This window comes from Johannesbaptistia floridana (assembly GCF_057440575.1).
Window position 1 is genome coordinate 1 of the sequence record NZ_JALKVM010000189.1, and the last position, 16,184, is coordinate 16,184.

A 16,184-nucleotide genomic window follows, 5' to 3' on the forward strand; every position below is an offset into this window, starting at 1 on the left:
TGAGTATCAGCGATGGGCGCTTTTGTTATGAGTATCAGCGATGGGCGCTTTTGTTATGAGTATCAGCGATGGGCGCAAGCCTTGCGCCCCTACTACTTGGCACTTTTGAAGAAGAGAAAACCAGCTCAAACCTATACAAATCATAGTTTTAGATTTATTCAGCAAGCCTTATGTAGGTTGGGTTGAGGTAACGAAACCCAACAATATACTATATATAGCAGTAGTTTGTGTTAACAATATTTATATTTACAGATCCCCCCAACCCCTCTTACCTAAGACCAAAGCATCTTTATCACTCATTTACTTGTGGTGGATGAATCTTGAAGTCTTGAAGTAAGAAGTCTTTAAGTCTTAAGGTAAGAAGTATTGAAGCCCTATGTAGGTTTGGTTGAGGTAACGAAACCCAACAATATACTATATATAGCAGTAGTTCGTGTTAACAATCTGACGGGGTGACAACAAGCTTAAAAACTCTATTGAAGTTCTAATACTAAGACTCCAGAAACGTTGACAGATTGAGAAAAACGACAACAAATAATCGTTGTGATTAATTGCTTGATAGTTGAAGTATCTGTAATTGTCGAATCTTTCTTGTTTACGGTCACTGATTGAACACGTCCTTGGTTAACTGTTATTTGGAAAACTAGTTTCCCTTGAATAGTCGTGGATAAATCAATACTCTCTAACTTTTGAGTTAAGATTTTTACTGATTCAGAATCTAAATTAGCAGTTTCGAGGATTCTCAGCTTTTGATAAGATTTTCGTGATTCTCTTTCATCAAATAATCCGATAATATCCGACCAATTATCATTATCATCATCTAAGATCTCATATTGGTTATTTCTTTGTGCATCCAAGCCAATGTCAAATAAATCTGACTCCTCTGCACATAAGTCCATGTACTCATAGTCACAATCTTCTTCAGCATCGACGCGATAAACATCTCTCTCCTCTATAAAACGTTCCTCAACTATTTGTGTAACATCATTACAACGTTCGTCAACCATTTGTGTAACATGATAAGTGCGAGGAAAAAGGAACCCGTGAGCAGGTGACCTCATATTCACTCCCTCGGGCATATTCACAGGAACTTCGGCACTCAAACCTGTTTGATAGGGATTTACTCTCACATCATCACTGACAGCCACAAAGGCTGTATATTCTGATAACAATTGATAGGATAGAGCCGTGTTGGTGACTTCTTCCACTAGCTTCGAGTCAGGATATTGATACATTTGGGAGGTTAATTCTTTGATTCTCGCTCTTCCCCACAGTTGGGAGATTGCCGGATTATCAAATTCGTCGAAATTCACGGAGAATGATTGCTGGTAAACTTCTCCTGTGCCTAGGTTTCCTCTAATAGTTAAGACACCAGGCAGGCTATCTTGTTTACGCCCAAATAAAACTAGAGGTTGGTTACTAAATAAATCTGGTGGTGTTTGGGGATAAATCATTGGTGCTATCCCTGAACCTTGCCAAATCGCTTCTATATTAGTAAGTACCGGATTATTCATCTTGTGATAGAAATTTTCTACTACTTCATCTATTGGTTCATCATGACGAATAATTTGAGAAAATCCTCTTCCTACTTCGGCGATGCGATTGAGGAGAAAGCGATTAACCGAACTCCCCGCACCAAAACTATATAGACGGTTGCCTGGTTTTAGCTTCTCTTCCACTTCTGCTAAAACTGCTTTTTCGTTACCTATATAACCATCTGTAAGTAGAATTATACTTCTGAGTCTGCCCAAATTTGGTTGAGGAAATCTCAAAACCTCTTGAACTCCCCTGAGTAATTCTGTGCCTCCATTTGCTGTTAATTGGTTGATATAGTGTATTGCTTTTGCTTGATTATTTGGAGTATTACCTAAAGGGGTTGAGGATAATTTTCGGGTTGTGTTGCTAAAATCAATGATGCTAAAAGTATCGTAGGGATTAAGACCTTCTACCAGCTTTCTCATTAACCTTTTACACTGTTCTATAGGTGGTCCTGATTGAGAACCTGAGGTATCAATCAATAATACTAAGTCCTTTGGTGCAATTTCTTCAGGTTTATAGGCTAAAGCTGGAATTAAATACAGGGCAAAATGTCCTCCTTGGGGGTCTTTTTGAGTTAAACCTGTGATTTGAGTGATTTCTTTAGCAACGGTATATTTGATTATTAGATCTTTGTTGGGTATATTATCTATAGGACTGAGATTTATTCTTAATCCTTTTTTGGTACTTTGAGTTTCTATTAAATGAGAAGGTGATTCTACCTTGGTAATAGGGAATCCTACTACAATATCTACGGTAACTTGGATATCATGGCCAGAACGTGAGATTGGAGGAGTGATTTTACTAGCATCAGGAACTTCATCTGTATCTCCACTTCTATCAATTAGAGTTCCAGGAATATAACGGGGTCCTACTACCATAGGAAAGATAAATTCATAATCTCCTCCCCAAAATTTCAGGCTGTCAGTATAGTAGATAATTACTTCGATATCTTCTTTGGGTCTGATATTAGCTAAAGATTGACGAAAGATATTATCTCTTTGTTGTTCTAGTAATCCTGCTGTTCTACCTTGTTGTTTAGCTTGGCGATATATTTGTTGTGCTTGTTCTTTTTTTTTGATATTTCCTTGGATTAGGCGATCGCCTATTTTTATTTCCATTTTATCTACCGCCGCTTCATCAGGCAATGGAAATACATAAGTTGCTTCTAATGCTTGATTAAAGGGATTAGTAAATGTCTGTTTTACTTGAACTCTGCTGATATTACCGCTAATTTTTGCGTTAACTTCTGTATGTTTTAGGGGAATTAATTGTTCTTTTTCCTCTATTATGGTGTATAAGCCTGAATATGGGATAGGAGTTATTGTCATTTGTTGCACCTCCAATTTATATGTAATTCTATTATATATTTAATTTTTCTAGGCTACGTAAACAAGAGGTAATCGCTCTTTCCTTGGCACATAGCAAAATACTATAGCAATTCTCATACTGGTGAGGTACAGAGGTTATCCTTTTGAGGCAAGAGAGGCAAGAGAGGCTCCGAGAGTTAGGTACAACCTCATGAGTCCGAAAAATGCTATATTTTGCTATCAAGCAAAAAAAACTCTTGTACTACAGTTAAGATAAAAAGAAAACTAAAAAAGCCTCCTGAAATTTTGAGGGGAGTTGGGGAGATAATTATTCAAATGCCTAAACAAAAATCTGAAAGTCCGATTAAGCGTATAATTCTCATTGTTTCTGGGTTATCTTTTATCGGCTCTACTCTTTTTTTATTCATAAATTTACTGAGAAATCCTACTACCAGACAACAGACAGATATACCTCCTCAGCCTTCTATCGAGGAGGTATTAGAACAACAAGCCGAGGGTTATGAGTTAGTATTAGAAAGAGAACCAGAAAATGTAACTGCTTTACAAGGATTAGTAGAGATACGTTTACAACAAAACGATCTCGAAGGGGCGATTCCTCCTTTGAAAAAGTTAATTGAACTGTATCCAGAAGATGAAAGCTTGAAAGCATTGTTGAGTACTATTGAGCAGAATATAAATAATGAGTAAATAGCCTAATTACTATATATACTATACTATATATATAGTAAGGTTTTTCATCTAGATATTTTGAGCGATCGCGACAAATGATCAATGAATTTAGTTTAACCATATTTCTATCTCCACAACGAAGAATTTTTATTATTCATCATTGATGTAGATAATAGTAGTAGGTGTATCAACAAAATCTTGAGAAAAAGAAAGAAGAAAGGAAAAAAAAGTATATATCCACATTTTTTGAGTTTACATCATTCTCCATTAGTCAAACTAGCGGCAAATAATTCAATAATTACCGATGCTGGTTTTGACATGATTGATTATAACTTGGCTTTAAAATATTTTGATTTTGAAGAAATTTTCTCTTGGTGGGAATTTATGATAGATTTTTCAGAGATAGAAGAAAATGAACTAGAAACTTGGGATAAATTATTACCAAATAATAGTTATGCTCTTGGATATGAAGAGTTGGTAGAAATAACTCAACAGCTAATCAGCTATTGTCAATTTCTCCCGGAGAAAACTCACGTAGCTACTGCTAGAGCAGTTTTTGATTCACAATACAAGTGGGTAAAAATTCTGAATATAATTGATAAATATTATATCGAAGATTATATTGATATGTATGAAGCAGAAGCAATTAAATTAGGTCTTAAAATGAAACAAGACTTAGGCAATAAAGATTTATTAATTATTAATGATAATAAACACGCCGTAGCCGATGTCAGTGGTCATCCATTTTATACGTGGGAGTGGGATGATGATGAAGGAGAAAAAAGTTCTGACATTCTTTGGGCTAAAAGAGAGAATGTCAAAGTTGCTGATAAATTAACCGTGTATGATGCTACTAAAATATTTGGGCCGGATGATGATTTAGAGTTTTTGGAGTTTTTTGATGATGATTAATTTTGGAAAACGATTCTCTTTAAAAAGTCCCAGGAAGTTGCCTATGCTTTATAAACATTTTTCTTGACAAGTTTCTTGTATGTTAATCAGATTAACCTCCGCCACAGCTACTTCCACAACTGCTACCACAACTGCTGCCACAACCATGATGATTGGTAATTGAATCACTATTACCTCACACCAAAGCATCAAAACCCAAATGTTACTGGTTGGGGTTGAGTAATGAGTAAGGAGTAAGGAGTAATGAGTAATGAGAATGAGTCTTGAAGTCTTGAAGTAATTAGTTTTGAAGTAATGAGTTAAAGAATTAATGCGATCGCGCTTAAAAATTGGTTGACCGCAGATACGCGGTCACAAATCACTTGTGAAGTGGCGGAGAGCGCCTCCCAATAACTCAAGATTATTGACCACAAAATAGCTAAGAGAGGCGCTCTCTTTGCTTTTGCTGGCAATTTTGAGTAAGTTTATTGCACCCCATCCCATCGCTATTTGTAGTGTATAATGTAAGTCTTCGATGGTGCTATCACTTTTGACCAGCAAGCGACGCCAAATCATCGGGCTGATACCCTGTAATACTACTTTAATTTGATAGACAACTGGTTTTGGTAAATCAGACATTTACTTTTTGCGTTCAAATCACGATCTAGATCAAGCGATCTTGAAAAGATCTCGCCTATGGCGAGGGCGCGTATCTAATAGTATAAATCTTTATTTACATTTTTTATTTGTACTACGCTTGCAATCTACACTGAATTTTTTCGCTCTCAAAAAGATTCCATTGGAGAGAAGTTTTGCCATTTTATGGACAACATCCAATCAAATAACTGCACAAGACAAAGATTATCCCTTTCAGCATCTAATTCACAACAAGTGTTCCTGTAACAAGGGATGAATAAAACAGTAACCCGAACCTACACGTTCTAACAATAATTGTTCTGTACAATAATCTAAAAAGCGTGGATAATTCCAGGGAGTATAACCTAGCCTAATTAATGTTAAGCGTAAACTCAAGTATTGTAAAACAGCTTCGCCACTCTTAGATAAGAGTGAACACATTGGTAACAATCCAATTAATCCACTCCTTAAAAATAAAAGTAACCTATCGTTACTTTGTGAAAATTCTGGCGTATTGTATAATCTAAAATATAATCCCCCTAGCAAAATAGTAACCAAACCTGTTATTAAGATTGTGTTACCAGTTGATTTAATATTTCACATTAATTGTATTCTATACAGGTTTAATAAGTTATGACAAGGTTTATTAAGATATTTGTTGACTAATAAAAGCTCACCCCGTCAGTTAACTCCTAAGAGACGCTGACGTAGTTGCTGAATTTGATCCCGATATTGTGCCGCTTGTTCAAATTCCAACTCTTTAGCAGCCTCTTCCATTTTAGCGGTCAACTGTTCAAGTAACTCAGGTATCTTATCTAAAGGGACATTATCAGACTCTTGGCAAACTGTAGCTAATTCCTGTTCACTGAGACGGCGAGAGATATCTAAGAAAGCTAAAATAGAATTACTCGCTTTTTTAACAATTGGTTGCGGTGTAATTCCTTGCTCTTGGTTATAGGCGATTTGAATTTCTCTACGTCTTTGGGTTTCTTCAATTGCCCTTTGCATACTTTCAGTCAGATTATCCGCATAGAGTATAGCTTGTCCACGAATATGTCTAGCAGCCCTTCCTATAGTTTGAATTAAAGAGCGATCTGAACGCAAGAATCCCTCCTTGTCTGCATCTAAAATAGCCACTAGGGAAACTTCCGGTAAATCTAAACCCTCCCGAAGGAGATTCACCCCAACTAACACATCAAAATCTCCCTCTCTCAATCCTTGTAAAATTTCAATACGTTGAATAGACTGAATTTCTGAGTGAAGATATTGCACTTTTACTCCTCTTTCATCAAAATACTCCGTTAAATCCTCAGCCATTCTTTTTGTCAGAGTGGTAATTAACACTCTTTCTTTCAACTTGATTCTATCTCTAATTTCTCCTAATAGGTCGTCTACTTGACCTTCTGTAGGACGAACAAAAATTTCTGGGTCTACTACACCAGTAGGACGAATAACTTGTTCAAAAACATGTCCCTGTGACTGTTCAATTTCCCAATCTCCAGGAGTTGCAGACACAAAAATACATTGATTCACCTTCGCCCAAAATTCCTCGGCTTTGAGAGGGCGATTATCTGCGGCACTCGGTAAACGAAAGCCGTGCTCAATTAATACTCTTTTTCTGGATTGGTCGCCATTATACATGCCTCTGATTTGAGGCACAGTTACATGGGATTCATCCACTACTAATAGCCAATCTTCGGGGAAATAATCGATTAAACATTCTGGAGGTGCTCCACTTGGGCGCATAGCTAAGTGACGGGAGTAGTTTTCTACTCCATTACAATAACCCACTTCTCTTAGTAATTCTAAATCATAGCGGGTGCGCTGTTTTAGGCGTTGGGCTTCTACTAATTTACCCGCAGCTTCTAAGTTTATTAATCTTTCCTGTAATTCTGCTTCGATATTTTCACAAGCTTCTAGTAATGTTTCTTCTGGTGTAACGAAGTGACGAGCTGGATATATATTTACTCTATCTAGGCTTTGTAAACTTTTGCCGGAAACTGGATCTAAGTAACGAATTGCTTCTATTTCATCACCAAAAAATTCCATGCGAATTACTCTATCTTCGTAGGCAGGAACTATTTCTACAATATCTCCTTTGACCCGAAAAGTTCCTCTTCTTAAGTCAGTATCATTGCGTTGATATTGAATATTAACTAAATCTCGTAATAATTGACGTTGTTCGGTTTCTTGTCCTAATTGAATCGGAATTGAGGCTTTTAGATATTGTGAAGGTATCCCTAAGCCATATATACAACTAATAGAAGCAACCACAATAACATCATTTCGTTCAAATAGAGACCTAGTGGCTGAATGTCGCAACATATCAATTTCATCATTGATAGAAGCAGTTTTTTCTATATAAGTATCAGACACAGGCAGATAAGCTTCTGGTTGATAGTAGTCGTAATAACTAACAAAATATTCAACGGAGTTATGGGGAAAAAATTCTCTCAATTCATTACATAATTGTGCTGCTAAGGTTTTATTATGGGCTAAAACTAAAGTCGGTTTGCCATGTTTTTCTATGACTTTAGCTATGGAAAAAGTTTTACCAGTGCCAGTAGCGCCAAGGAGTGTTTGAAAGCGTTGCCCTGTGTTGAGAGATTCTATTAAATTGGCGATCGCCTTGGGTTGATCTCCTGTGGCTTCAAATGGTGCCTGGGTTTGAAAGTTTTTCATTAGTTAAAATTTAGATATAATTTATATTTTTCTTTGATGACAACTATCTTAAACAGTATTAAAAATTTGGTTTTGATTGGTGGAGGTCATAGCCATGCGATCGCTCTTAAACTTTGGAGTAGTAATCCTCTCCCCCATGTTAAATTAACTCTTATTAGTAATGTCACTGCTACTCCCTATTCTGGTATGTTGCCTGGTTATTTAGCTGGTTTTTACACTTTTGATGAGACTCATATTAATTTACCTGATTTAGCTAAATTTGCTGGGGCTGAGTTTTGTTTAGATACAGTTATTGGTTTAGATTTAGAGAAAAAACAAGTTTTTTGCCAAGAAAATCCCCCCATTTCCTTTGATTATCTCTCTATAGATATAGGTAGTACTCCGAATATATCTAAGGTTCCGGGTGCTGCTGAATATGCTATTCCTATCAAACCTGTGCCCCAGTTTTTAAAATTCTGGGATGATTTATTGCAGCATTCTCCCTCTAGTTTAACTATTTCTATAGTAGGAGGTGGTGCAGGGGGTGTGGAGTTAGCCTTAAATTCTCAACATCGTCTACAACAAATTTTAGCTTCTCAACAACTTACTATTCATCTTTTTCAGAGTAATGATGCTTTGTTACCGAATCATAATCAATGGGTGAGTCAACATTTAGAGAAGTTACTGGTATCTCGTGGAGTAAAACTGCATCTCAATAGTAGAGTTACAGAGGTTTTACCTCATCAGGTAGTTTCTGGAGAATTAAAGGTAGATTGTGATTATGTGTTTTGGGTAACTCAAGCTTCGGCACCTGCTTGGCTGGCTGCTTCGGGTTTGGCAACTGATACCAAGGGATTTATTTTAGTCAGTCAAACTCTACAATCTCTGTTACATCCTTTTGTGTTTGCGGCAGGAGATGTGGCTACTATGTCTCAATATCCTCGCCCCAAGGCTGGTGTATTTGCCGTGCGTCAGGGTAAACCTTTGTATAATAATTGGTGTAATTTGTTGCTTAATCAACCTTTGGAGGTTTATTTACCTCAAAAACGCTATTTGAGTTTAATTGGCACTGGGGATAAACAGGCGATCGCTAGTTGGGGTAGTTGGGGTTGGCGATCTCCTCTATGTTGGTATTTTAAAGACTATTTAGATCGCCAATTTATGCAGAAATTTCCTCCTTGATAATTAATCTTGAAATAGTTGTCAAATTTATTTATGCTATGCTATATTATTTATCTAGGCCAGGAGAGATGGCTGAGTGGTCGAAAGCGGCAGATTGCTAATCTGTTGTATTCTGTAAGGGATACCGAGGGTTCGAATCCCTCTCTCTCCGTACTTAATCTAATTTGTTGCTAATTCAAACTCTTCAGGTTTATTTCCCAGAAAAACTCTATTTGAGTTTAATTGGCACGGGGGATAAACAGGCGTCCTCTATGTTGGTATTTTAAAGACTATTTAGGGTACGGGTGAAAAAGTAAGTTTTGGTGAGGAGAAAGGCAAGAGAGGCAGGAGGCACCGAGGCACGGAGGTAATAATGATTTATGAATTTTCGAGTAATCAAAGAAAAAAATGCACTCTTTCTAGCATAATATATCAAAAAACCTTGCACTTTTTATGATAAAAATGGGCTCAAACCTTTATCTAGCAAAAGTTTTACATTTATTCAGCAAGCCCTATTTAGATCGCCAATTTATGCAGAAATTTCCTCCTTGATAATTCATCTTGAAATAGTTGTCAAATTTATTTATACTATGCTATATTATTTATGTATGCCAGGAGAGATGGCTGAGTGGACGATAGCGGCAGATTGCTAATCTGTTGTATTCTGTAAGGGATACCGAGGGTTCGAATCCCTCTCTCTCCGTACTTAATCTAATTTGTTGCTAATTCAAACTCTTCAGGTTTATTTCCCAGAAAAACTCTATTTGAGTTTAATTGGCACTAGGAATAAACAGGCGATCGCACTATTGGGGTAATTGGGGTTGGCGATCTCCTCTATGTTGGTATTTTAAAGACTATTTAGATCGCCAATTTATGCAGAAATTTCCTCCTTGATAATTAATCTTGAAATTGCAGGTGAGAAGCAAAGTATTGAGATAACAATTTTTAATGATGCTAAATGGAGGTATGAAATTGTTGAACTTTAAAGAAATGCCCTTAAATGAACTAAGAAAATATGTTTTAAAAAATAGAAAAGATGAAACTGCTTGGAAAGAATTTGTCAGCCGTCCTCGTCCTCATGCAAAAATTGTACCTGCTGAAACACCATTAGAAGAACAAGAACGTATTCTAAAACAAGCTAGTAATGAAATACCTTAGAATGAATCAGATATCTCATAATATAACTGATTAAACGGACTTTATATTACTTAAAAAAACTTTAAACTTATTACTCCAAAACTCCAAGACGTCAAGACTTCTTACTTCAAAACTCATTACTTCAAGACTTCAAGACTTCAAGATTCATCCACACAAGTAACTTTGGGTAAAGATGAAGGAAATAATGTATAAAAATATACATTATTTGGCAAATTAAGTAATTTTACTTAAAACCCCTCTCCCTGCTCCCGTGCTCCGGTGCTCCCTTGCTATACAAGGGTTTGGTGAGTTCCTTATAAAGGATAGCCCTCTCCCGGAGGTTGCCGTGTTCAAAACAGTTAATTATCTCTAATATAAGAGATTTTGAATGATTTAAATATCTTATCATTGCCTTAAAAAACTGACATTTGACAAACTATATGTATCAAGTAATCATAGAAATTAAGAAATATTAAACGAGTTGTTCAGAGGGAAAAATCTATGGTTGCAACGGTACAAAATATATATTCATCCAGTCGTTTGACAATACAAACTAGAAACCTTGATAATCAAACAACTGCTATTCGTTGTTTAGACTGGGATAGAGATCGCTTTGATATCGAATTTGGTTTGCGTAACGGTACAACCTATAACTCTTTTATAATTCAGGGAGAAAAAACAGCTCTAATTGATACATCCCATAGGAAATTTGAAAGTTTATATCTAGAAGAAATACAAAATCAGATAGATTTATCCAGTCTCGATTATCTGATTATCAGCCACACAGAACCAGATCATAGTGGATTAGTAAAAGATATACTAAAGCTTGCGCCCCAAGTCACAGTAGTAGGATCAAAAGTCGCTCTTCAGTTTCTGGAAAACCTAGTTAATCAACCCTTTGAGAGTATACAGGTAAAAAATGGTGACACCCTAGACCTAGGAGAAAACCATATATTAGAATTTGTATCTGCCCCTAATCTCCATTGGCCAGATACAATATTTACCTATGATCAAAAATCCCGTATTCTCTTCACCTGTGATGCTTTTGGGATGCACTACTGTGACGATCTTCTCTACGATGAAGAAACAGACTTACTTGAAGAAGACTTTAAATATTACTATGATTGTTTAATGGGGCCGAATGCGAGATCAGTTCTAAGCGCGATCAAAAGAATGGCCAAATTTGAGATAGATTTAATCGCTACAGGTCATGGTCCTTTATTACAAAACCATCTAAGTGATTGGGTAAATAAATATGAAGAGTGGAGTAAAGACCAAGCGAAAACAGAAACCTTTGTGGCGTTATTGTATGCAGAAGCTTATGGTGATAGTGAACATTTAGCCCAGGCGATCGCCAAAGGAATTAGTAAAACCGATGTAGCCATAGAATGGATAGATATTACTAGCGTTGAGCCCCATGAAGTCAGAGAATTGGTGATGGCCGCCTCAGGAATAGTCCTAGGAATGCCCTCTCAGTCTGATAGTTCAGCTCTTACCGTGATTAGTACCATATTAGCGGCAGCTCATTCTAAACAGAGTATTGGACTATTTGAGTCAGGGGGTGGGGAAGATGAACCAATTTATCCTTTGCGCAATAAATTCCAAGAAATTGGACTAAAGGAAGCATTTGCTCCCATACTAGTGAAAGAAACACCAACACCAACCATAGATAAACTGTGCGAAGAAGCAGGAACAGATTTAGGACAATGGTTAACCCGAGATAAAACGATTAAACAGATTAAAGAAATTAATCATGATTTAGATCGAGCGTTAGGAAGAATCAGTGGTGGACTATATATAATTACCACCCAAAAAGGAGATGTATCTGGGGCGATGTTAGCCTCTTGGGTGATACAAGGAAGTACTAAACCCTTGGGGGTAGCGATTGCCGTAGCCAAAGATCGGGCGATTGAATCTTTAATGCAAGTAGGAGATACTTTCATCCTCAATGTTTTAGAAGAAGACAACTATCAAGGTTTAATGAAGCACTTCTTAAAACGTTTTCCCCCTGGTGCGGATCGCTTTGCTGGAGTAAAAACCTATCAAGGAACTAATGGTTCGCCTATTCTTGCTGATGCCTTAGCTTATATGGAATGTCAAGTTACCAGTCGTTTAGAAAATAGCGATCACTGGATAATATATAGTGTGGTCCACAAAGGACGAGTTTCTAAGTCTGAGGCTTTAACAGCAGTACACCATCGTAAAGTTGGTAATCATTATTAAATTTAAATCACTTTGTTTACCTTGAGATACTTACCTTAGGAGATTAATAGTCAAAATATGTACGAATCTGTAAAGCCTGTGAATATATCAGATAATAGATGGTCAGTTTTAAGTAAAGTTGTTTATGCCTTGGAGTTGATACAAGATTGTATTGTTATCTGCTTGTGTATTGGTTTATTTAGCTTCATGGTTTTACAAATCAGAGAGATGATTTTATCTTTGCTTCCTCCCGTGAAGTTTCATCAAGTAACAGCAGATATTCTCTCTCTACTTATTTGGGTTGAGTTGTTTCGCCTCTTGATTATCTATCTTAAAGAACAACGAGTTTCTATTGGAGTAGCGGTAGAAGTTTCGATTGTTTCAGTTTTGAGAGAAATAATTGTCAGAGGTGTTTTAGAAACTCCTTGGACTCAAATTATTGCTACCTGTTCTTTTTTGTTAGTTTTAGGAATTTTGATGGTTATCAGAGTTTGGCTTCCTGCTACATTTGAAGGAATTGATCCAGAACAAAAGGTTTCTAAACGTCATCTCCGACGCAATGTCCCTGAAACCCCAGAAATGAGTAACAGTCATCGATAACCCTCAATCCTCACATCTTCCACCAGTACTTATGTACTAAATTAACCTCAGAAAAAGTTCATTTCTCTTTAGCCCATATCTTGCAAAGGTCAACCAATTTTTAAGCGCGATCGCATTAATTCTTTAACTCCAAGACGTCAAGACTTCTTACTTCAAAACTTCAAAACTTCAAAACTTCAAAACTTCAAAACTTCAAAACTTCAAAACTCCTTACTCCTTACTCCTTACTTCTTACTTCTTACTTCAAGACTCATTACTCATTACTCATTACTCATAATTCATCCACAACCAGTAACATTAGGTAAAGATGCTTTGGTCTGAGTTATGCGATCGCCTTTTCTCAATTACCACAACCACACCGTAAATAATTTTAACTATAACTATGTCTCAAACTTCTTTTCTTAACCGTACCCGGGATGTACAAGTTGCTGAAATCGGCAAAAACACCCAGATTTTTCGCTCTAGAACTTGGGATCGTCTTAAATTTGAGGTTGAATATGCTCGTCAAAAAGGCACAACGGCAAATACTTATTTAATCAAAGGAGATAAACTAGCCCTCATCGATCCCCCTGGAGAATCTTTTACCGAGATTTTTCTCAAAGAGTTAGAAAACCATGTAAACTTATCGGATTTAGATTACATTATCTTAGGTCATGTCAATCCTAACCGCATGGCAACCCTAAAAGTTATTTTGGAAAAAACCTCTCAAGTGACTATTGTCTGTTCTAAACCTGCCGCTAAAGCTTTAAAAAATGTCCTCCCTGAAGGGGAAGAGCAAATTCAGGTAATTCGCTGGGAAGGTAAATTAGATTTAGGACAAGGACACCAATTACAGCTAATGACGGTTCCCACTCCCCGATGGCCTGATGGGATGTTCACCTTTGACCCTGATACTTGTATTCTCTATACTGATAAGTTTTTCGGTGTTCATCTGTGTGGTGATGATATTTGGGATGAAGATCCTAAGCAATTTGATGAGGATCGCCGTTACTATTTTGACTGTCTCCATGGGACACAATCTCGACAAGTAGAAAATATTTTAGATAAGTTGCCTTCTATGAAGGTTAAATATTATGCTCCAGGTCACGGACCCATAGTACGCTACAGTCTCAGTCGTTTAACCTATGACTATCGCTATTGGTGTCAACAACAAAAAACCCAAACTTTGACAGTTGCTCTCTTATATGCCTCAGCTTATGGGAATACTGCCACTTTAGCCCAAGGAATCGCCCAAGGGTTAATGAAGCAAAATGTTAATGTAGAATCGATCAATTGTGAGTTTGCTTCACCTGAGGAGATTACTAGAGTTATAGAAGCTTGTGATGGTTTTATTATCGGTTCTCCTACTCTCGGGGGTCATGCGCCTGTACAGATTCAAACCGCTTTAGGAATTATTCTCGCTTGTGCCACTAAAACTAAATTAGCTGGGGTTTTTGGTTCCTATGGTTGGAGTGGGGAAGCTATCGACTTGATGGAAAGTAAACTCAGAGATGGTAATTTTATCTTTGGGTTTAACCCCATTAGCGTTCGTTTTAGTCCCACTGAGGCTGATTTAGAAGCCTGTTTTACCGCAGGGACAGAATTTGCCCAAATCTTAAAGAAATCTAAGAAATCTAGAGTACCTATCCAAGGATTAGCGGAAGCCCAGAGCGATCGCACCGAACAAGCCTTAGGTAGAATTATCGGTTCTGTCTGTGTCGTATCTACTCCTCAAGGTAGTTTTTTAACCTCAAGAGTATCTCAAGCTTCTTTTAATCCTCCTGGGATTATGATTGCTTTGGAAGATAAACAAAATGCCGAAGCGCTTATGGAAGTAGGCAATATTTTTGTCTTGAATATTCTTAAGGAAGGACGTTTTGTCAGAAAACATTTTTCCTATTATCACAATCCCCAGGAAAATGATTTCACTCAACTAGATACCGAAACCACACCTACTAAATGTATTATTATCAAAGATGCTTTAGCCTATGTGGAGTGTACTGTAGAAAATCGTACTAAAGTAGGAGATTGCTGGTTAATTTATGCCACTGTTAATCAAGGGCATGTTTTAGAATCTCTAGGAGTTACCGCTATTTCTCACCGTAAATCTGGCAATCAATTATAGTTCTATACAACGAGCACTGCTATACCTTGAATAAAAAGCAACACCGAATTTACTCGGTGTTGCTTTTTATATTACTAGACAACTTGTAAGCTAAAAGTTACTTTTGACCAGTTTGTGCCGCTACTTCTGAGGCGAAATCAGTTTCTTCTTTTTCGATTCCCTCTCCCAAGATGAAACGGGCAAAGCGACGAACTTTGATATTTTCTCCCAACTGAGCAATAGTTTGTTTAATCAACTCTTCTACTGTAATACTCTGATCCCTAATAAAAGGTTGATCTAACAAAGAAAGTTCTTTGAGACGCTTATCTATTCTACCCTGAACAATTTTTTCTTTGATTTGTTGGGGTTTATTTCCTAAATCATCTCGTCCCATTTCTATTTCTATTTCTTTAGCTTTGACTTCTTCGGGAATTTCATCAGTATTAATATATTCCACGTTGGGACAAGCCGCAATTTGCATAGAGATGTTGCGCACTAAATCTTGAAATTCATCGCGACGGGCCACAAAATCAGTTTCACAGTTAACTTCAACTAGAACTCCAATACGGCCTCCAGTATGAATGTAGCTAGATACTAATCCTTCTGCGGCAGTGCGTCCAGATTTTTTTTCAGCAGAAGTTATTCCCTTTTGACGCAACCACTCTACAGCTTTGGTAGGATCTCCGTCACTTTCTTTTAGGGCTTTTTTACAGTCCATCATTCCTGCGCCCGTTTTGTCTCGTAACTCTTTAACTAGTTTTGCAGATATTTCAGCCATGTTTTTATTTTTGATTCTTAATTTCTAAAATAACAAGATAAACCTTGCTATGTTTTCATGAAAATCTTCTGATGAAAATCTTCTGATTATAATATTCTCATCTTTCCGCCCTCATGGATACTCTCGCTAAACCTCTCATCAGGTTAGCGATGAGAGGAAATGAGGGACCATTATTATGTTGCATAGTTATATCCATCCGCTTTGTGAATAGGTTTACAGTATTTGTGGCTAATACCTTGAACTGTTTGGTTAGCAGTTTTAATGTTAAAACTACCTGTTTTTCTAACTGCAACTCTACCGACATAAGTTCCGATTTTCGTAAACTTTAAATTATTGTTTGTGTGTAATGGTTTTTCCTCCTTAAGGATAATGGTAAATGGATAACGTTTAAATACGCTTGCTTTCCCTTGATTGAGTAACTTTCTAGCTCTACCAGGATGACTTGGATTTAATGGTTTTTTGTGGGAATCTAAAACGAAAACTCCCATGAGTTTAACTC

At 36.9% G+C, this 16,184-nt stretch carries 12 protein-coding genes and 2 tRNA genes; 9 read left to right on the forward strand and 5 right to left on the reverse strand.

The window, feature by feature from the left end:
• Positions 1 to 473 precede the first annotated feature (473 nt).
• Positions 474 to 2,867, reverse strand: a complete 2,394-nt coding sequence (locus MW688_RS12690) for a VIT domain-containing protein (protein ID WP_486736376.1) — start codon at positions 2,865 to 2,867, stop codon at positions 474 to 476.
• Between the two features lie 315 nt (positions 2,868 to 3,182).
• Here MW688_RS12690 and MW688_RS12695 point away from each other — a divergent pair, with 315 nt between their 5' ends.
• Entirely contained in the window at positions 3,183 to 3,554 is a 372-nt protein-coding gene (locus MW688_RS12695) for a tetratricopeptide repeat protein (RefSeq protein ID WP_486736377.1), read from the forward strand.
• Between the two features lie 228 nt (positions 3,555 to 3,782).
• Positions 3,783 to 4,448 carry a ribonuclease H family protein gene (locus tag MW688_RS12700; protein ID WP_486736378.1) on the forward strand — a complete coding sequence of 222 codons (666 nt, stop codon included), beginning with the start codon at positions 3,783 to 3,785 and terminating at the stop codon, positions 4,446 to 4,448.
• Positions 4,449 to 4,799: 351 nt separating this feature from the next.
• On the opposite strand, the gene MW688_RS12705 is transcribed toward MW688_RS12700, so the two are convergent.
• Positions 4,800 to 5,066 (reverse strand): IS1096 element passenger TnpR family protein, encoded by a 267-nt coding sequence (locus MW688_RS12705; protein WP_486736379.1) that lies wholly within the window; start codon positions 5,064 to 5,066, stop codon positions 4,800 to 4,802.
• A gap of 678 nt (positions 5,067 to 5,744) precedes the next feature.
• Positions 5,745 to 7,745 (reverse strand): excinuclease ABC subunit UvrB, encoded by a 2,001-nt coding sequence (uvrB, locus tag MW688_RS12710; RefSeq protein ID WP_486736380.1) that lies wholly within the window; start codon positions 7,743 to 7,745, stop codon positions 5,745 to 5,747.
• A gap of 36 nt (positions 7,746 to 7,781) precedes the next feature.
• On the opposite strand from uvrB, the gene MW688_RS12715 reads away from it, so the two are divergent.
• The 7 genes from MW688_RS12715 (at position 7,782) to MW688_RS12745 (ending at position 14,928) form a co-directional block, all read left to right on the forward strand.
• Positions 7,782 to 8,906 (forward strand): FAD-dependent oxidoreductase, encoded by a 1,125-nt coding sequence (locus MW688_RS12715; protein WP_486736381.1) that lies wholly within the window; start codon positions 7,782 to 7,784, stop codon positions 8,904 to 8,906.
• Positions 8,907 to 8,968: 62 nt separating this feature from the next.
• Positions 8,969 to 9,057: transfer RNA gene (locus MW688_RS12720), tRNA-Ser, on the forward strand.
• 442 nt (positions 9,058 to 9,499) lie between these two features.
• Positions 9,500 to 9,588 (forward strand) — tRNA-Ser (locus tag MW688_RS12725).
• Between the two features lie 245 nt (positions 9,589 to 9,833).
• Complete coding sequence (locus MW688_RS12730) at positions 9,834 to 10,043, forward strand: DUF6887 family protein (protein ID WP_486736382.1); 210 nt, start codon at positions 9,834 to 9,836, stop codon at positions 10,041 to 10,043.
• A 480-nt stretch (positions 10,044 to 10,523) separates the two neighbouring features.
• Positions 10,524 to 12,245: a diflavin flavoprotein gene (locus MW688_RS12735; protein WP_486736383.1), complete on the forward strand. Its 1,722-nt coding sequence runs from the start codon at positions 10,524 to 10,526 to the stop codon at positions 12,243 to 12,245.
• Positions 12,246 to 12,302: 57 nt separating this feature from the next.
• Entirely contained in the window at positions 12,303 to 12,824 is a 522-nt protein-coding gene (locus MW688_RS12740; RefSeq protein ID WP_486736384.1) for a phosphate-starvation-inducible PsiE family protein, read from the forward strand.
• 364 nt (positions 12,825 to 13,188) lie between these two features.
• Complete coding sequence (locus tag MW688_RS12745; protein WP_486736388.1) at positions 13,189 to 14,928, forward strand: diflavin flavoprotein; 1,740 nt, start codon at positions 13,189 to 13,191, stop codon at positions 14,926 to 14,928.
• Positions 14,929 to 15,025: 97 nt separating this feature from the next.
• Here MW688_RS12745 and tsf read toward each other — a convergent pair whose 3' ends face one another.
• Both tsf and MW688_RS12755 read right to left on the reverse strand, forming a co-directional pair.
• On the reverse strand, positions 15,026 to 15,685 hold the full coding sequence (gene tsf / locus MW688_RS12750) for a translation elongation factor Ts (protein WP_486736386.1): 660 nt from the start codon (positions 15,683 to 15,685) through the stop codon (positions 15,026 to 15,028).
• A gap of 173 nt (positions 15,686 to 15,858) precedes the next feature.
• Positions 15,859 to 16,184 (reverse strand): RRXRR domain-containing protein (locus tag MW688_RS12755; protein WP_486736387.1); only part of this gene is annotated, 326 nt, incomplete at its 5' end.